Origin of the sequence: Solirubrobacter phytolaccae (genome assembly GCF_027587195.1) — a bacterium.
In the GTDB taxonomy this organism is placed as follows: domain Bacteria; phylum Actinomycetota; class Thermoleophilia; order Solirubrobacterales; family Solirubrobacteraceae; genus Solirubrobacter; species Solirubrobacter phytolaccae.
Genome location: NZ_JAPDDP010000017.1, coordinates 52,065 through 67,730, shown reverse-complemented (window position 1 = coordinate 67,730; position 15,666 = coordinate 52,065). Strand labels below are relative to the sequence as shown.

19 protein-coding genes are annotated in these 15,666 nt (G+C 71.0%); 6 read left to right on the top strand and 13 right to left on the bottom strand.

The window, feature by feature from the left end:
• Positions 1–4 precede the first annotated feature (4 nt).
• The gene (locus tag OJ997_RS11635; protein WP_270025264.1) at positions 5–223 is read right to left on the bottom strand and encodes a hypothetical protein; all 219 of its coding nucleotides are present in this window, start codon (positions 221–223) and stop codon (positions 5–7) included.
• A gap of 60 nt (positions 224–283) precedes the next feature.
• Between OJ997_RS11635 and OJ997_RS11630 the strand changes: the two genes are divergently transcribed.
• On the top strand, positions 284–2,818 hold the full coding sequence (locus OJ997_RS11630) for a putative bifunctional diguanylate cyclase/phosphodiesterase (RefSeq protein WP_270025263.1): 2,535 nt from the start codon (positions 284–286) through the stop codon (positions 2,816–2,818).
• Here the strand turns inward: OJ997_RS11630 and OJ997_RS11625 are convergent, their stop codons facing one another.
• On the bottom strand, positions 2,819–3,061 hold the full coding sequence (locus tag OJ997_RS11625; RefSeq protein ID WP_270025262.1) for a hypothetical protein: 243 nt from the start codon (positions 3,059–3,061) through the stop codon (positions 2,819–2,821). It abuts the gene before it with no gap.
• A gap of 151 nt (positions 3,062–3,212) precedes the next feature.
• Here OJ997_RS11625 and rpsD point away from each other — a divergent pair, with 151 nt between their 5' ends.
• The gene (gene rpsD, locus OJ997_RS11620; protein ID WP_270025261.1) at positions 3,213–3,836 is read left to right on the top strand and encodes a 30S ribosomal protein S4; all 624 of its coding nucleotides are present in this window, start codon (positions 3,213–3,215) and stop codon (positions 3,834–3,836) included.
• A gap of 61 nt (positions 3,837–3,897) precedes the next feature.
• Here the strand turns inward: rpsD and OJ997_RS11615 are convergent, their stop codons facing one another.
• Positions 3,898–4,626, bottom strand: a complete 729-nt coding sequence (locus tag OJ997_RS11615; RefSeq protein WP_270025260.1) for a hypothetical protein — start codon at positions 4,624–4,626, stop codon at positions 3,898–3,900.
• Positions 4,623–5,504 carry an ABC transporter ATP-binding protein gene (locus tag OJ997_RS11610; RefSeq protein WP_270025259.1) on the bottom strand — a complete coding sequence of 294 codons (882 nt, stop codon included), beginning with the start codon at positions 5,502–5,504 and terminating at the stop codon, positions 4,623–4,625. Before OJ997_RS11610 ends, OJ997_RS11615 begins: the two co-directional genes overlap by 4 nt.
• Before the next feature lie 108 nt (positions 5,505–5,612).
• On the opposite strand from OJ997_RS11610, the gene OJ997_RS11605 reads away from it, so the two are divergent.
• Both OJ997_RS11605 and OJ997_RS11600 read left to right on the top strand, forming a co-directional pair.
• Positions 5,613–6,773 (top strand): sensor histidine kinase, encoded by a 1,161-nt coding sequence (locus OJ997_RS11605; protein ID WP_270025258.1) that lies wholly within the window; start codon positions 5,613–5,615, stop codon positions 6,771–6,773.
• Positions 6,764–7,408, top strand: coding sequence for a response regulator transcription factor (locus OJ997_RS11600; RefSeq protein WP_308213572.1), 645 nt, complete (start codon positions 6,764–6,766; stop codon positions 7,406–7,408). Before OJ997_RS11605 ends, OJ997_RS11600 begins: the two co-directional genes overlap by 10 nt.
• On the opposite strand, the gene OJ997_RS11595 is transcribed toward OJ997_RS11600, so the two are convergent.
• Complete coding sequence (locus tag OJ997_RS11595; RefSeq protein WP_270025257.1) at positions 7,388–7,915, bottom strand: TetR/AcrR family transcriptional regulator; 528 nt, start codon at positions 7,913–7,915, stop codon at positions 7,388–7,390. The genes OJ997_RS11600 and OJ997_RS11595 overlap by 21 nt on opposite strands.
• A 63-nt stretch (positions 7,916–7,978) precedes the next feature.
• Here OJ997_RS11595 and OJ997_RS11590 point away from each other — a divergent pair, with 63 nt between their 5' ends.
• On the top strand, positions 7,979–9,022 hold the full coding sequence (locus OJ997_RS11590; protein ID WP_270025256.1) for an aldo/keto reductase: 1,044 nt from the start codon (positions 7,979–7,981) through the stop codon (positions 9,020–9,022).
• Between the two features lie 24 nt (positions 9,023–9,046).
• A complete protein-coding gene (locus tag OJ997_RS11585; protein WP_270025255.1) occupies positions 9,047–9,733 on the top strand; it encodes a hypothetical protein in 687 nt (228 codons plus the stop codon).
• A 66-nt stretch (positions 9,734–9,799) separates the two neighbouring features.
• On the opposite strand, the gene gatB is transcribed toward OJ997_RS11585, so the two are convergent.
• From gatB to folD, 8 genes are read right to left on the bottom strand one after another with little or no spacing between them, the layout of a single operon-like run.
• Positions 9,800–11,227, bottom strand: coding sequence for an Asp-tRNA(Asn)/Glu-tRNA(Gln) amidotransferase subunit GatB (gene gatB / locus OJ997_RS11580; protein ID WP_270025254.1), 1,428 nt, complete (start codon positions 11,225–11,227; stop codon positions 9,800–9,802).
• Positions 11,224–12,633, bottom strand: a complete 1,410-nt coding sequence (gene gatA / locus OJ997_RS11575; RefSeq protein ID WP_270025253.1) for an Asp-tRNA(Asn)/Glu-tRNA(Gln) amidotransferase subunit GatA — start codon at positions 12,631–12,633, stop codon at positions 11,224–11,226. Before gatA ends, gatB begins: the two co-directional genes overlap by 4 nt.
• A complete protein-coding gene (gene gatC / locus OJ997_RS11570; RefSeq protein ID WP_270025252.1) occupies positions 12,630–12,917 on the bottom strand; it encodes an Asp-tRNA(Asn)/Glu-tRNA(Gln) amidotransferase subunit GatC in 288 nt (95 codons plus the stop codon). Before gatC ends, gatA begins: the two co-directional genes overlap by 4 nt.
• A gap of 11 nt (positions 12,918–12,928) precedes the next feature.
• Positions 12,929–13,675, bottom strand: coding sequence for a hypothetical protein (locus OJ997_RS11565; RefSeq protein WP_270025251.1), 747 nt, complete (start codon positions 13,673–13,675; stop codon positions 12,929–12,931).
• Positions 13,662–14,060 (bottom strand): hypothetical protein, encoded by a 399-nt coding sequence (locus OJ997_RS11560; RefSeq protein ID WP_270025250.1) that lies wholly within the window; start codon positions 14,058–14,060, stop codon positions 13,662–13,664. Before OJ997_RS11560 ends, OJ997_RS11565 begins: the two co-directional genes overlap by 14 nt.
• On the bottom strand, positions 14,047–14,424 hold the full coding sequence (locus tag OJ997_RS11555) for a hypothetical protein (RefSeq protein WP_270025249.1): 378 nt from the start codon (positions 14,422–14,424) through the stop codon (positions 14,047–14,049). Before OJ997_RS11555 ends, OJ997_RS11560 begins: the two co-directional genes overlap by 14 nt.
• A complete protein-coding gene (locus OJ997_RS11550; protein ID WP_270025248.1) occupies positions 14,414–14,794 on the bottom strand; it encodes a hypothetical protein in 381 nt (126 codons plus the stop codon). Before OJ997_RS11550 ends, OJ997_RS11555 begins: the two co-directional genes overlap by 11 nt.
• Positions 14,794–15,642, bottom strand: coding sequence for a bifunctional methylenetetrahydrofolate dehydrogenase/methenyltetrahydrofolate cyclohydrolase FolD (gene folD, locus OJ997_RS11545; protein ID WP_270025247.1), 849 nt, complete (start codon positions 15,640–15,642; stop codon positions 14,794–14,796). Before folD ends, OJ997_RS11550 begins: the two co-directional genes overlap by 1 nt.
• Between the last annotated feature and the right edge of the window lie 24 nt (positions 15,643–15,666).

Here is a 15,666-nt window from a genome sequence, read left to right as displayed (position 1 = left end):
ACCCTTACCCGCCGGCGATCGGCCTGCGCAGGATCACGAGATCGGCGTCCAGCGGCAGCTCGGACACCTGCGTCGCGTGGCCCTCACCCTGCGTCACCACCGCGTAATACCCCTGCTCGAGCGAGCTTCGCAGCTCGGCGGCGGCGTGCTCGGCGTCCTTGGCGGACGTCCATTCCGCCAGCGTGGTGTGCCCCGTCTGATCCATGCGTACGAGCCGTGCCATGCACCCATCGTACGCCCAACATGGTCAAGAAGTCCTTGTGTTTAGCCGATCAAGGAATCGATGGACGAGTCGACGACCCTGCTGCGCCGGTTGCATCTCTCGCCGCGCGAGCTGCTGGTCTGGGCGTACGTGCTCACGTTGACCGTCGCGGCGGTGCTCGCGTGGGCGCTCGTGACCCACAACGCGGTCCCGCACGGGGAGCCGCACCTGCCGTGGTGGGCCGTCGCGCTGGGCTTCGCGGCCGCGGAGCTGTGCGTCGTCCACGTCCGCTTCCGCCGCAGCGCGCACTCGTTCAGCCTCGCCGACCTGCCGTTCGTGTTCGGCCTCGTGTTCGCGACGGGTGACGACTTCATCCTCGGCGCGATCGTCGGCCACGCGATCGTCCTCGGCCTGATCCGCCGGCTGGAGATCGTCAAGCTCCTCTTCAACCTCGCCCAGCTCGCGCTCGCCGCTACGCTCGCCGCCGGGATCCTCAACGCGATCGCCGGGAACGCGAGCGCGATGGAGCCCGCCACCTGGATCGGCCTGTACGTCGCCACGCTCGCTTCGGGCGGGCTGACGATCGTGCTGCTCGGCGTCGCGATGGCGTTCGCCGAAGGCCGCCCGAGCAGCTCGATGCTCGCGCAGATGTTCGCCACCGACGCGCTCGTGACGCTGATCAACGCGTCGATCGCGATCGCCGCCGCGCTCGTGGTCGCGACCGACCCGCGCGCCGTGCCCGTGCTGCTGATCCCCGCCCTGACCGTCTTCGCCGTCTATCGCGCGTACATCTCCGAGCGCCAGCGCCATGAGCGGCTGGAGTTCCTCTACGACGCGAACCGCACGCTCTCCCGCTCCCCCGAAGTGGCCGAGGCGCTCGAGGCGCTGCTCGCCCGCTCCCTCGAAGCCTTCAACGCCGACGTCGCCGAGGTCATGCTCCACACCGCCGACGGCGACCCGCTGCGCACCACGCACGGCCCGGGTGACCTGCGCACGTCGATGGAGCCCGCCGACCGCGCGATCGCCGAGGAGCTCGCCGGCTTCGTCGACGCCGACCACCCGGTCGTCAGCCTCACGCCGCCGTTCGGCTCCCCGCACCTGCGCGCGCACATGCAGGCCCGCGGCATCCGCCACGCGATGATCGCGATGCTCCCGGGCGAGGAGCGCGTGATCGGCACGATCCTGCTCGCCAACCGCGTCGGCCTCGAGCGCTCGTTCGGCGCCGACGACCTGCGCCTGCTGGAGGCGCTCGCCAACAACGCGGCCGTCGCGCTCCAGTACGACCGGCTCGAGCAGGCCGTCAACAAGCTCCAGTCGCTGCAGGACCAGCTCCACCACCAGGCCTACCACGACCCGTTGACCGACCTCCCGAACCGCACGCTGTTCATGGAGCGCGTGCGCACCGAGCTGGCCGACGACGGCTCCGCCGCGGTGCTGTTCGTCGACGTCGACGACTTCAAGACGATCAACGACTCGCTCGGCCATCACGTCGGCGACGCGCTGCTCGTCTCCGTGGCCGAGCGGATGCGCGGCTGCGTCCGGCCCGAGGACACGATCGCCCGCCTCGGCGGCGACGAGTTCGCGGTGATGATCCCGGGCGTCGGCGATCCGCTCGTCGACGGTCGTGCCGTCGCGCGCCGGATCCTGAAGGCGTTCGAGCTGCCGGTCGAGGCCGGCACCGAGCTGGTCAGCGTCCACCTGAGCGTCGGCCTCGCGTCCTCGCACCAGAGCGGCGGCGACGGTGACGAGCTGATCCGCAACGCCGACGTCGCCATGTACCAGGCCAAGGCCAAGGGCAAGGCGCGCTTCGAGCTCTTCGAGCCGCAGATGGCCGCCGCGATCCTGCGCCGCCACGACCTCAAGGAGGAGCTGGCGAAGGCGATCGAGCGCGAGCAGATGATCGTCCAGTACCAGCCGATCGTCGCGCTGGACTCCGGCCGGATCGTCGCCGCCGAGGCGCTCGTGCGCTGGGAGCACCCCTCCCGCGGGCTCATCCCCCCGGGGGACTTCGTGCCGCTCGCCGAGGAGACCGGCCTGATCGTGCCGCTCGGCCGCTTCGTCCTGCGCGAGGCCTGTCAGCAGGCCCGCCGCTGGCAGGACGCGGAGACCGACGCGAACGTCGAGCCCTTGCGCATGCACGTGAACCTGTCCGTCGCCGAGCTGCGCGACCCGGACCTGGTCAAGAACGTGCTGGCTTCGGTGAACGAGGCCGGGATCGACCCGCAGCAGCTCGTGATCGAGATCACCGAGTCCCAGCTGCTGGCCGCCGCCTCGGTCGAGCGCTTCCACGAGCTGCGCGCGCTGGGCGTGAAGATCGCGCTCGACGACTTCGGGACGGGCTACAGCTCCCTCAGCTACCTGCACTCGCTGCCGCTGGACACGCTAAAGATCGCCAAGCCGTTCATCGACGGCCTGACCTGCGGCCGTCGCGAGTCCAGCTTCGTCGGCATGATCGTCGACCTGGCGCGCACCCTCGAGCTCGAGGTGATCTCCGAGGGCATCGAGACCGCGGCGCAGCTGGCCGCCCTGCGCGAGATGAACGCGGGCCTCGGCCAGGGGTTCTTCCTCGGCCGGCCCAGTGCCGCCGCGCCGCGCCTGGCGCGGACGACGTACTAGCTAGAGGTGCTTGTACGCGAGGCGCGTGATCGCCCAGGTGACGATGAGGCCGGCGACGCAGGCGACGGCGGAGCCCAGGTGCGACGTGGTCGTGTAGCTGAAGGCGTAGATCGCCAGCGCCGGGCCGACGATGAAGAAGCCGAGCAGGAACGTCAGGGCGCTGAGCCCGGTGATCAGAGCGTGGCGACGCTCCGTGGTGACCTCGACCTTGCGGTCCTTCTCGAATGCGATGACCTGACCCATGAGGTCATGATGCTTGAGCCGGCCCCCCACCTGAATAGGACGAGTGTCCATTCGGACTACACTGGGGTCTTCACCCCATGCCAGGGCTCCCTGGTCGTGGCCTACCGCGCTGCTAGGGTGGACGCGATAATTTCGAACGCAGTAGGAGACCATGGGGCGTTATACCGGACCAGTTGAAAAGCTCTCGCGCCGCGAGGGCGTCGAGCTCTTCCTGAAGGGTGAACGTGCCCTCAACGGCAAGTCCGCTCTCGAGCGTCGTGGCGACAATCCGCCCGGCCAGCACGGCGCGAACCGCCGCCGCAAGCAGTCGATTTACTACACGCAGCTGCGTGCGAAGCAGACCGCGAAGCGCTACTACGGCGTGCGCGAGAAGCAGTTCCGCATCTACGTGGACAAGGCCAACCGCGCCCCGGGCGTGACGGGCGAGGAGCTCCTGCGTCTGCTGGAGCGTCGCCTGGACAACGTCGTGTACCGGCTCGGCTTCGCCGGCACGCGCGCGCAGGCCCGCCAGTTCGTGAACCACGGCCACGTGCTCGTGAACGGCAAGAAGGTCGACATCGCCTCCTACCTGGTCACGCCGGGCGAGGCCATCAAGATCAAGGACAAGGTCCGCGAGAGCGCCTCGCAGGCGACGGAGCTCACGGGCTCGGTGGCCGGCTGGCTGCAGACGGACTTCGACGCCCTCGAGGGCAAGGTCCTGCGGTTCCCGGAGCGGATGGACATCAACGCGCCGGTCAACGAGCAGCTCATCGTCGAGCTCTACTCGCGCCTCTAAGCCTTAACGCGAAAAGGGCCCGCACGGATTCGTCCGTGCGGGCCCTTTTGCGTTTAAGCGACTACGCCGCGCGGATCTCGCCCTTGACGATCCGGTAGAGCCCGACCGCGAGCGGCAGCGCCAGCCACACGAGCAGCGAGACGCCGAGCTGGGCCCACTCGGTGCCGGTCATCCCCGGCTCGGTCAGCGGGCCGGTCGTCTCGATCAGGTTGACCCACTTGCCGATGTCCTCGACGGCGGGGATCGCGGCCAGCGCCGTGAAGACGAACGGCAGCACGAAGTAGAGGACGATCGCCGTCGCGGAGTTCATGAACGCCGCGCCGAAGGCGACGCCCTGCAGCATCCCGGTGACCACCAGCAGGCAGATCTGCCCGAACACGGCGGCGCCCATCGTCCACGCCCCACCGACGGCGGCGACGGCCACGACGGCGACGACGAGCGCGATCACCAGCACGGCCACGCCGAGCACGATCCCGGCGGCGACCTTCGCGCTCATCACCCGCATCCGCTTCGGGACGAGCGTGAACGTGATCAGCGCGGTCCGCTGCGACCACTCTGAAGAGACGAGCAGGATCCCGATCACGGGGAGCAGGATGCTCGCGGGCAGGATCGCGAGCGCGAACATGTCGCGGAAGACGAAGTCCGAGGTCTCACCAAAGATGCAGACCAGGATCACGATCGCGAGCGTGAGGATCGCGACGATGAGCTGCAGCCAGAAGCCGGCGCGGGTGTCGACCATCTTGCGCAGCTCGACCAGCGTGAGCTTGGGGAATGAGATCGCGGGGTTCATGCGGGGGTCTCCGTGAGCTGGAAGAAGAGCTGTTCGAGCCCGGCGCCCTCGGACGGGGCCAGGTGGGTGAGGACGACGCCGCCGTTGAGCGCGGCGCGGCCGACGGCCTCGGCGTCCGCGTCGACGACGTAGGCGCCGTCGTCGATGCGCTGCGCGGTGAGGCCGGCGCTGTGGAGCGCGTTCTCGAGCTCGCGCGGGTCGGTGGCCTTGACCAGCACGCCCGTGCCGGCCAGCAGCTCGTCGCGCGTGCCGTCGGCGACGATCTTGCCCTGGCCGATGATCAGCATCCGGTCGGCGACCGCGTCGACCTCGCTGAGCAGGTGGCTGGAGAGGAACACGGTGCCGCCGCGGTCGGCGAAGTCGCGCAGCAGGCCGCGCATCCAGCGGATGCCCTCGGGGTCCAGGCCGTTGGCGGGCTCGTCGAGGATCAGCACCTGCGGGTCGCCCAGCAGCGCGTTGGCGAGGCCGAGCCGCTGGCGCATGCCGAGCGAGTACTGGCGCACGCGCTTCTTCGCGGCGGACTTGTCCAGGCCGACGAGCGTCAGCACCTCGTCCACGCGCGCGTCGGGCACGCCCATCATCCGCGCGCTGATCACCAGCGCCTCGCGGCCGGAACGGCCCGGGTGCTGCGCGGAGGCGTCCAGCAGCACGCCGACGTGGCGCCCCGGGTTGGGAATCGCGTGGTAGTCGCGGTCGAGCACCGCGGAGGTGCCGGCGTCGGGCGTGGAGAGGCCGACCAGCATCCGCATCGTCGTGGTCTTGCCGGCGCCGTTCGGTCCGAGGAAGCCCGTGACGGTGCCGGGCTCGCAGCGGAACGAGACGTCGCTGACCACGGCACGCCCTCCGAGGCGCTTCGTCAGTCCTGTCGCTTCGATCATGGGTGGAGCATCGACGCGCTGAGCCGGTTTGCAATCGGTCCGTCGTTCATGGTGGGACCGACTTCGGTAGGGGGTGTCGGGCCCCGCGCGTGCGTACGCTGACGCTCTGTGAGCCGGCAGATGCTTCCCGGGGCGCTCCTCCAGGAGCCAGGCAGCAAGCGCACCGCGCGCGACTGGCTGGTCGACGTGCTGATGACCTTGATCGCGCTGACCGTCGGCGTGCTGGTCTACACCGAGTCCGAGCAGGCGCACTCGGACTTCGAGGACCTGATCGACCTCACGCTCGGCGTGACGTCGCTGATCGCGCTCTGGTGGCGGCGGCGCTGGCCGGGTGCGATCGGCATCCTGATCACCGCGGCGAGCGCGTTCTCGGCCTTCTCGGCGGGCGCGGCGCTGATCGCGCTGTTCAACGTCGCGCTGCGCGGCACGCGGCGCCAGATCATCACGGTCACGGCCGTCGGCATCGCCGGCGGAATCGTCTACACAGTGATGTACCCCACCGAGGACGACGTCCCGCTCGCGATCGAGCTGGCCTTCGCCGTCCTGATCACGCTCGTCGTGGTCCCATGGGGGCTCTTCACGCGCACGCAGCGCGACCTCGTGCACACCGAGCGCGACCGGGCGAAGAAGGCCGAGGCGGAGCAGCTCGCGCACGTCGAGGCCGCACGGGAGGCCGAGCGGCGCCGGATCGCCGGCGAGATGCACGACGTGCTTGCCCACCGGCTCTCGCTGCTCTCCGTGCACGCCGGTGCGCTGGAGTTCCGCCCCGACGCGACGCCGGCCGAGATCTCCGAAGCCGCCGGCGTGATCCGCGCCACGGCCACCGAGGCGCTGCGCGACCTGCGCGACGTGATCGGCGTCCTGCGCACGAGCGACGGCGTCACCGCGCCCCCACAGCCGACGCTCGACGCCATTCCCGCGCTCGTGGAGGAGTCGCGCGCGGCGGGCATGCACGTGCGCGCGCGGATCGAGGCCAGTGGCGGCGAGGTGATGGTCGGCCGCACGGCCTACCGCGTCGTACAGGAAGGCCTGACCAACGCGCGCAAGCATGCCCCGGCGGCCGCCGTGGAGGTCACCGTCGGCCCGTCCGACGCGTCGCTCGTGGTCGAGGTGGTCTCGCGCAAGTCCGCGCTCGCCCCCGAGGCCGGGCCGGGCGGGAGCGGGCTGATCGGCCTCACCGAGCGCGTCGCGCTGGCCGGCGGCTCGCTCGAGCACGGGCCGAACCGGCGCGGGGACTTCGTCCTGAGGGCGGTGCTGCCGTGGACGTGATCCGGGTCCTGCTGGTGGACGACGACGCACTGGTGCGCAGCGGGCTGCGGATGATGCTTGCGGGCGCGCCGCAGGTCGAGGTGGTCGGCGAGGCCGACGACGGCCGTGGCGTGCTCGCGGCGGTCGACAAGCACCACCCGGACGTCGTGCTGATGGACATCCGCATGCCGCTGCTGGACGGGATCGAGGCCACGCGCCTGCTGCGCGCGCAGCCGTCGCCGCCCGAGGTGATCGTGCTGACGACCTTCGACGCCGACGAGCTCGTGCTGCGGGCGCTGCGCGCGGGCGCCGCCGGCTTCCTGCTGAAGGACACCCCGCCGCCCGAGATCGTGCGCGCGATCGAGCACGTCCACGCCGGCGAGGGCACGCTCTCCCCCACCGTTACCCGGCGGCTGATCGCGCTGGTCGCCGACGACGGCGGGCGGCGCGAGAGCGCCCGCACGAAGCTGGAGTCACTCAGCGCCCGCGAGCGCGAGGTCGCCTGCGCCGTCGGGCGCGGCGCGTCCAACGCGGACATCGCGGCGGAGCTGCACATGAGCGTCGCGACCGTGAAGGCGCACGTGTCGCGGCTGCTCGTCAAGCTCGAGGTCGAGAACCGCGTGCAGGTCGCGCTGCTAGTGCAAGACGCCTCGTAGCGCCGCGTCGGCCAGGCGCTCGGCCTGGTCCGGGCCGGCCGCGCGCCAGATGCAGCTCATCAGCAGCAGCACGTCGCTCTCGTCCAGGCCCGCGCGCAGCTCGCCGGACCGCTCGCCCGCGTCGAGCAACCGCCGGATCGCGCTGAGCACCGGCGCATAGGTCCCGTCGATCACCTCACGGGCGGCGGCGGAGTCCAACGCCTCCCCCAGGCCGTGCTTGATGTGGATCAGCTCGGCGAGGCGCAGGAACCACGTGCGCAGCGCCTGCGCCGGCGGCTGCTCCTCCAGCAGCGGGCCGACCGCGGCGCTGAGCTGCTCCACCTCGTGCCCGTAGACCGCCAGCACGAGGTCCTCGCGCGTCGGAAAGTGGCGGTACAGCGTGCCTGGGCCGACCTGCGCACGCTTGGCGATCTCGTTCAGCGACGTGCCTGGATCGTCCGCCAGCGACTGCGCGGCGACCTCGAGAATCCGGAGGCGGTTGCGTTGGGCGTCTGACCGTGGAGGCATAAACGGAGAACTCTCCGCTATCGTCAAGCGGAGACCTCTCCGCAAGAGCATAGGAGCATCCGCATGGAGTACATCAAGCTGGGCGCGACCGGCCTCGACGTGTCCCCGATCGCCATCGGGGCGATGACGTACGGCGAACCGGACCGCGGGCACCCGATCTGGTCGCTGGACGAGGCCGACGCGCGACCGCTGATCCGGCACGCGCTCGACGCCGGCATCAACTTCTTCGACACCGCCAACCTCTACTCGCTGGGGTCGAGCGAGGAGATCCTCGGGCGTGCGCTCCGGGACTTCGCCGACCGCGACAGCGTCGTGATCGCCACCAAGCTGCGCCACCCGATGCGGTCCGGTCCCAACGGCAAGGGCTTGTCGCGCAAAGCGATCCTGACCGAGGTCGACCACAGCCTGCGCCGGCTCGGCACCGACTACATCGACCTCTACCAGACGCATCGCAACGATCCCTCCACGCCGATCGAGGAGACGCTCGAGGCGCTCAGCGACCTCGTCACCGCCGGCAAGGTCCGGTACCTCGGCGCGTCCTCGATGCCCGCCTGGGAGTTCTCCCGAGCGCTGCACACCCAGCGTGCCCACGGTTGGCACCGCTTCGTGTCGATGCAGGACCACTACAACCTGCTCGCGCGCGAGCAGGAGCGCGAGATGCTCCCGCTGTGCGCCGCGGAAGGCATCGGGACGGTGGTCTGGAGCCCGCTCGCCCGCGGCCGGCTCGCCCGCGCGTGGGACGACGCGAAGGCCACCGCGCGCGCCGAGACCGACGGCGGGTACGCCGACCTGCTGTACACGTCGGCCGGCAGCGACCGCGCGATCGTCGCCGCCGTCGGTGCGATCGCCGAGGCCCGCGGCGTCTCCCGCGCACAGGTCGCCCTTGCTTGGCTGCGGTCCAAGCCGGTGGTCGCCGCGCCGTTGGTGGGCGCGAGCAGCGCCGCGCAGATCGACGACGCCGTCGCGTCTCTCGACCTCGTGCTGACGCCCGACGAGATCGAGGCGCTCGAAGCGCCGTACACGCCCCGGCACGACTTCCAGGGAATCAGCGACGATCGCGAGCTGGCCGCGATCGCCGCGCGGATCCCGCAGATGACGGCGGCCTGACTCGGACCTGCGACTGTGGGGGTCGTGAGCGAACCTCAGACATCCGACCCCGTGGCGACGAACCGGCACGGCATCGGGCTGCTCAACGAGGGACGGTTCGCCGAGGCCCTGACGGTCTTCGAGGCCGGGCTGCAGGACCATCCGCGCAACAAGATCATGATCCGGCGGGCCGCGGAGGCGCGTGCGGCGATCGAGCAGGAGGCGGCGCCGGTGGGCTCAGCGTCGTCGGGCGGCGCGCTCTGGACCGACTTCGAGCCGGCGGAGCTCGTCGAGCGGGCGCTCGCCGGTCCAGGTCGGGACACGTCGATCCGGTTCTGCGCCGCCGCGCTGCGTGCGAGCGAGGCGATCGACAAGGACCGGACCGTCGTCACGCCGATCAAACACGGCCGGCGCTTTCAGATCATCGGCGGCGTCTTCACGGGCGTGGCGCCCTACCAGGACAAGCTGACCGTGGCCATCCCGATCGCCCTGCGCGGGCTCATCGACGACGTGGTCTCCCTCGGCGGGTTCGCCTGGGACCCCGCGACCGCGGTGCCCTGCGTGCAGGTGGCCGTGCCGCGCGACAAGCTGGAGCTACTCGCCGGGCCGCTGCTGGAAGCGCACACGCAGCATCTGCGCCTCAGCCTGGCCGCGGGGCCGCCGGAGCACCTCCGAAGCCACCATCAGGGGCTCCGGAGGTACCTGCTCAAGCACGGCCACGCCGCTCGCTGATCGCCCAGCGGGACTATCGCCCCCTGGGCGATAGTCCCAACGACGCGAGCCGCCAGGCGAGCGTCGTCAGACGCCGAGCTGCTCGCGTAGGAGGCGGTTGACCTCGCCGCCGTCCGCGCGGCCCTTGGTCTCGCGCATGATCGGGCCGACCAGCGCGCCCATCGCCTTGGCGTTGCCGCCACGGATGCGCTCGACGACATCCTGGTTCTCGGAGATGACCTTGGCCACGATCTGGGAGAGCTCGCCGGAGTCCTCCATCGCGGTCAGGCCCTCGGCCTCGGCGATCTCGGCGGGGTGATCGCCGGTCTCGACCATCTTGTCGAGGACCGTGCGGGCCGCGGCCGCCGTGACCTTCTTGGCGGCCGCGAGGGCCGCCAGCGCCGCCAGCTGGGCCGGGACGACCGCCGACTTGTGCGGGTCCGCGTCGGCACCGAGGCGCGTGCGCAGCTCGGTGACCCAGATCCCGGCCGCCTTGGCGTCACGGTCGCCCTCGACCGCGACGCGCTCGAAGTACGTGCCCCAGGTGGGCTCGTAGGCGAACAGGTGCGCGGTGTCCTTCGGGAGGCCGAAGTCGGACTCGTAGCGGGCCTCGCGCTCGGCCGGCAGCTCCGGGATCGCGGCCTCGGCGGCCGCCATCATCTCCGGCGTCGGGACGATCGGGACGAGGTCGGGCTCCGGGAAGTAGCGGTAGTCGTGCGCCTCTTCCTTCGAGCGCAGCGAGCTGATGCGGCCGCTGACGGGGTCGAAGTGCAGCGTCTCCTGCGTGACCGGCTCGCCGGACTCCAGCAGGGCCGTCTGGCGCGCGATCTCCGCGTTGATGCCCTGCGCCACGAACCGAAACGAGTTCATGTTCTTGAGCTCGGTCTTGGTGCCGAGCGCCTTCGAGCCCTTCGGGCGGATGGAGACGTTGGCGTCGCAGCGCAGCGAGCCCTCCTCCATGTTCACGTCGCTGACACCGAGCTGGCGCAGCGTCTCGCGCAGCAGGGTCAGCCAGTCGCGGGCCTGATCGGCGCTGTAGATGTCCGGCTCGGTGACGATCTCCGCGAGCGGCGTGCCGCCGCGGTTGTAGTCCACGACCGACGCCTCGGAACCGTGGATCCGGCCGGAGGAGCCCACGTGCACGAGCTTGGCCGCGTCCTCCTCCAGGTGGATCCGGTGGATCTTCACGTCACCCAGCTGGCCGCCCAGGCACAGCGGGATGTCGTACTGGGAGATCTGGTAGCCCTTGGAGAGGTCCGGATAGAAGTAGTTCTTGCGGTGGAAGATCGACCGCGGCGCGATCTCGCAGCCCAGCGCGAGGCCCATCATGATCCCGTACTGGACGGCCTGGGCGTTGGTCACCGGCAGCGTGCCCGGCAGGCCGAGGCAGACCGGGCAGGTGCGCGTGTTGGGCTCCTCGCCGAAGCTCAGCTCGCACCCGCAGAACATCTTCGTGCGGGTCTTGAGCTGGACGTGGATCTCCAGCCCGATGACGGGTTCGTATTCGGTGCTCATGCGTACGCCTTGCTTCCGTCGAAGCCGATGGCCTTCTCGAGGGCGAGCGCCGCGTCGAGGATGCGGTTCTCGCTGAACGCGGGACCGGCGATCTGGAAGCCGACCGGCAGCCCTTCGGAGAGCCCGTTCGGGATCGAGATCGCAGGGATGCCGGCGAGCGACATCGGCACGGTGCAGAAGTCGTTCAGGTACATGGCGAGCGGGTCGGAGGTCTTCGAGTTGAGCTCGAACGCGACACCCGGCGCCGTCGGCGTGACGATGAAGTCGAAGTCGCCGAACGCGTTCTTGAAGTCCTGGGCGATCAGCGTGCGGACCTTCTGCGCGCGACCGTAGTAGGCGTCGTAGTAGCCCGAGGACAGCGCGTAGGTGCCGAGCATGATCCGGCGCTTGACCTCCGCGCCGAAGCCCGCCTCACGCGTCTGGTTGTACATGTCCAGGAGCGTGTCGGCCTGCTTGCGGAAGCCGAACCGGACGCCGTCGTAGCGGGCGAGGTTCGAGGAGCACTCGGCCGGAGCGATCAGGTAGTACGCGGCGAGGCCGTGCGGCGCGTGCGGCAGGTGCGTGGTCTCGACGGTCGCGCCGAGCTGCTTGGCCAGCTCCAGCGTCTCGTTGAACGCCTTCAGCACGCCCTCCTCGATGCCCTCGCCGGAGAGCTCCTCCGGCACGCCGAGGCGGATGCCCTTGAGGCTGTCGGCGGTCGGGAGGCGGACGGGCTCGGGCAGGCCGAGGCTCGTCTGGTCGCACGGGTCGGCGCCGACCATCGCGGACAACAGCATCGCCGTGTCCGTGACGTCGCGCGTGAACGTGCCGGCCTGGTCCAGGCTCGACGCGAAGGCGATCATCCCGTAGCGGGAGATCGCGCCGTACGTGGGCTTCAGCCCGACGATGCCGGTCAGCGCAGCGGGCTGGCGGATCGAGCCGCCGGTGTCCGTGCCGATCGACCACGGGGCCGTGGCGCCCGCGACGACCGCCGCGGAGCCGCCGGAGGAGCCGCCCGGGACGCGCGTGGTGTCCCACGGGTTCAGCGTCGGGCCGTAGGCGGAGTTCTCCGTGGAGGAGCCCATCGCGAACTCGTCCTGGTTCGTCTTGCCCAGGAGCGTGCTGCCGGCTTCCGTCGTGAGCTTCTTGACCGACGTCGCGCTGTACGGCGGGCGGTAGTCCTCGAGGATCTTCGAGCCGGCCTGGCTCGGGATGCCCTCGGTGCAGAAGAGGTCCTTGATCGCGATCGGCACGCCGGCGAACGGCTTGCTCGTGTCGATCTCGGCCGGCGTCTCGTCCGCGACCCAGACGTAGGAGTTGTACGGGTCCTTGGCCGCGCGCTGGCGGTAGAACTCGAAGTACTCGGCGGCGTCGAGCTCGCCGGACCGGATGGCGTCGGCGGCCTGCTTGGCGGTCAGCTCGATCATGACGCGCCCGGGCTCGGAACGCGGAAGCCGCCGTCGGCGGCGTCCGGGGCGCTTGCGAGCGCCTTCTCGACGGGCAGCGACGGACGCGGCACGTCCGCGCGCAGCGCGTTCTCGACGTCGATCACGTGCGAGGTGGGCTGGACGTCTTCGAGATCGAGCTGACCGATCAGCTCGATGTGATCAAGGACTTTGGAGAGTTCGCCGCCGAAGCGCTCGACCTCCTCGGGGGTGAGCTCGAGGCGGGCAAGGCGGGCGACATGGAGGACCTGGTCGCTGCTGAGCATTCCCGCGCATGTTAGGCGGCGGCGCGTTGCGGTACCCAGGTGGCCGCCCAGGCCAGTGCCGCCGCTGCCAGGGCCACGTATGCGCCGTAGGCCAGCTTCGTGTCGTCGGGTTCGAACACGATCCGCGCCGCGACGAGCACGATCGCGAGCCAGCCGACCGCGCGGGCGACCGACTGCACCGTGGCCGAACGGGTCAGCGCGACGCCGAGCACGAGCAGCGCCAGCGCGGCCAGGGCGAGGTCGACCACCAGCAGCGCGTCCCACCCGCTCCGAGGGACGATCAGGAACCGGTCCCAGTCGCTCGGGGGAAACTCGATCCCCGACTCGTTCGGCCAGGGCGCCAAGTACCAGCGGGTGGAGAGCGAGACGAGCAGGGCGACGCCTCCCGCCCCGGCCGCGAGCACACGCCAGTCGCGCGTGCTCGGCCAGGCGGCGAGCAGCGCGCCCGCGAGCCCGATCCAGGCGCCGTAGACCGGCGGCGCGAAGCCCTCTTCCGGCCGGTCGAGCAGGAGGTGGGCGACGACCACGAGCGCCGCGAGCCCCACCAGCGCGCGGCCGCGCGGTGTGAGGACGACCGCGACCGCGAGCACCGCCAGGACGATGTCGAACCCCGAGAACGCCTCCCAGGCCGTGCCGAAGCCGCTGACCAGCACGTGGATGCCCTGCTCGGTCCCGACGACGGCCGCGTGGTTGCCGTACCACGGCAGGAAGAGCGAGACGAGCAGGATCAGCCCGCCGAGTCGCTCAACGCGTGGCATCGGACCTCGGGAGCCACGCGAGGATCGCGGCGAGCAAACCGCCGGCGAGGGCGAGGAGCGCGCCCCAGCTGGGCTCGAGCCCCTCGGGCGGCTCGACCATGCGGAAGGCGACGAGCGCGAGCGTCGCGGTGGCGAGCAATCGCCACGCCCAGACCGCGGCGGGCCGGGTCGTGACGACGATCAGCGCGACCGACAGCGCCGCCAGCGCGAGGTCGACGAGCGTGAACAGGCGCCACGCCGTGTACGCCTCGTCGTCCTCGAGGCTCAGCTCGATGCTCTCACCGCTCTGGGCCACGACGTCCGGCGCGAGGCCGTACCAGACGAGCCACAGGGACCCGAGGACCGCGAGCGCGCCGACCGCGATGAGCGCCCTACGTGCGCGCACCGATCCCGCGCGCGGCGACGAGGGTGGCGAGCGAGGCGGCGAGGGCGATCCACACGCCGTAGGTCGTACCCCAGCCGTCCGGGCGCCAGACCAGCTTCAACGCGATCAGCACGGTTGCGAGGGCGGCGAACGCGGTCGCGGGTGCCGCGAGCCGGCGGAAGGCGAGCAGGACGGTCGCGATCGCGAGCGTCGCCAGCAGCACGTCGAAGACGGCGAATGCCTCCCAGGCCGACACGATGCCGCCGTAGGTGCTCGTCCCGTCGGGGCCGATGGCGGAGACCACGAAGCCGGCGTCGTACCAGGGCATCAAGAGCGAGGCGAGCAGCACGAGGCCGCCGAGCGCGGTGAACGCCCTAGCCGGCATGGGGCGCGGTGCGCCGGGGCACTTCGGGGACGGTCGCTCCGGGCGTGGACTCGTCGCGCAGGGACAGCCACGAGCCGACCCAGCCGACGAGCGCGGCCAGCGGCGACACCCAGCCGCCGTCGCCGAACAGCAGCTGGAGCACGGTGATCAGCAGCGGGATCCAGCCGAACGCGCTCGCCAGGACCGCGGCGGCGACCGCCTTCGTCGGCCCGGAGGTCGCGACGCTGACGATCGGCACGGCCAGGAACAGCAGCGCGAAGGCGATCAGGACGACGGCCTGGACCGCCCCCATGTCCTCGCCCCAGTGCAGGATCGCCGCGACGAGCAGCGCGGCGCCGCCGAGCCCGGCTATCGGCTCGGCTTTGCGCATCAGGCCGCCGCAGCCGCCTTGGCGGCCTGGAGCGTGTTCCGGAGCAGCATCGCGATCGTCATCGGACCCACGCCACCGGGCACCGGCGTGATCAGCCGCGCGCGCTCGGAGGCGGCCTCGAACTCTACGTCGCCGGTGAGCTTGCCGTCCAGGCGGTTCATGCCGACGTCGATGACGACGGCGCCCTCCTTGACCCAGTCGCCCTTGATCAGGTGCGTGACACCCACGGCGGCGACCAGCACGTCGGCGCGACGGCACACCTCCGCGAGGTCCTTCGTGCGCGAGTGCGCGGTGGTGACGGTCGCGTTGGCCTGCAGCAGCAGCGCGGAGATCGGCTTGCCGACGAGGTCGCTTCGACCCACGACGACGGCCTCGGCGCCCTGCAGGTCCACGTCGTGGCGCTTGAGCAGCTCCATGCAGCCGAGCGGCGTGCACGGGCGCAGACCCGGGAGGTTCTTGTGCAGCAGGCCGGTCGAGATCGGCGTGAGGCCGTCCACGTCCTTGCCCGGCGCGATCTCCTCGGTCAGCTTCGGGCCGTCGATGTGCGGCGGCGGCGGGAGCTGCAGCAGGATGCCGCTGACGGCAGGGTCCTCATTGAGCTGGTGCAGCAGCCGCTTGACCTCGTCCTCGCTCGTGTCCGCCGCGAGGCGATGGTCGAACCCGCGCATGCCGACCTCGGCGCACGCCTTCTGCTTGCCGCCGACGTACACCGCGGACGCGGGATCGTCGCCGACCAGGACCGTCGCCAGGCCGGGAGCTTCGTGCCCCGCGGCGACCCATTCCGCGACTTCGGCGCGGATCTCGTGGCGGACTTCCTGGGCGATGGCCTTGCCGTCGATGAGCGTCATTCCGGCTCGGCAGGCTAGCGTTTC

Excerpts from the sequence above, each read along its gene's own strand:
- OJ997_RS11635 (WP_270025264.1), bottom strand. The coding sequence starts at position 223 with ATGGCACGGCTCGTACGCATGGATCAGACGGGGCACACCACGCTGGCG.
- OJ997_RS11630 (WP_270025263.1), top strand. The coding sequence starts at position 284 with ATGGACGAGTCGACGACCCTGCTGCGCCGGTTGCATCTCTCGCCGCGC.
- OJ997_RS11625 (WP_270025262.1), bottom strand. The coding sequence starts at position 3,061 with ATGGGTCAGGTCATCGCATTCGAGAAGGACCGCAAGGTCGAGGTCACC.
- rpsD (WP_270025261.1), top strand. The coding sequence starts at position 3,213 with ATGGGGCGTTATACCGGACCAGTTGAAAAGCTCTCGCGCCGCGAGGGC.
- OJ997_RS11615 (WP_270025260.1), bottom strand. The coding sequence starts at position 4,626 with ATGAACCCCGCGATCTCATTCCCCAAGCTCACGCTGGTCGAGCTGCGC.
- OJ997_RS11610 (WP_270025259.1), bottom strand. The coding sequence starts at position 5,504 with ATGATCGAAGCGACAGGACTGACGAAGCGCCTCGGAGGGCGTGCCGTG.
- OJ997_RS11595 (WP_270025257.1), bottom strand. The coding sequence starts at position 7,915 with ATGCCTCCACGGTCAGACGCCCAACGCAACCGCCTCCGGATTCTCGAG.
- OJ997_RS11590 (WP_270025256.1), top strand. The coding sequence starts at position 7,979 with ATGGAGTACATCAAGCTGGGCGCGACCGGCCTCGACGTGTCCCCGATC.
- gatB (WP_270025254.1), bottom strand. The coding sequence starts at position 11,227 with ATGAGCACCGAATACGAACCCGTCATCGGGCTGGAGATCCACGTCCAG.
- gatA (WP_270025253.1), bottom strand. The coding sequence starts at position 12,633 with ATGATCGAGCTGACCGCCAAGCAGGCCGCCGACGCCATCCGGTCCGGC.
- gatC (WP_270025252.1), bottom strand. The coding sequence starts at position 12,917 with ATGCTCAGCAGCGACCAGGTCCTCCATGTCGCCCGCCTTGCCCGCCTC.
- OJ997_RS11565 (WP_270025251.1), bottom strand. The coding sequence starts at position 13,675 with ATGCCACGCGTTGAGCGACTCGGCGGGCTGATCCTGCTCGTCTCGCTC.
- OJ997_RS11555 (WP_270025249.1), bottom strand. The coding sequence starts at position 14,424 with ATGCCGGCTAGGGCGTTCACCGCGCTCGGCGGCCTCGTGCTGCTCGCC.
- OJ997_RS11550 (WP_270025248.1), bottom strand. The coding sequence starts at position 14,794 with ATGCGCAAAGCCGAGCCGATAGCCGGGCTCGGCGGCGCCGCGCTGCTC.
- folD (WP_270025247.1), bottom strand. The coding sequence starts at position 15,642 with ATGACGCTCATCGACGGCAAGGCCATCGCCCAGGAAGTCCGCCACGAG.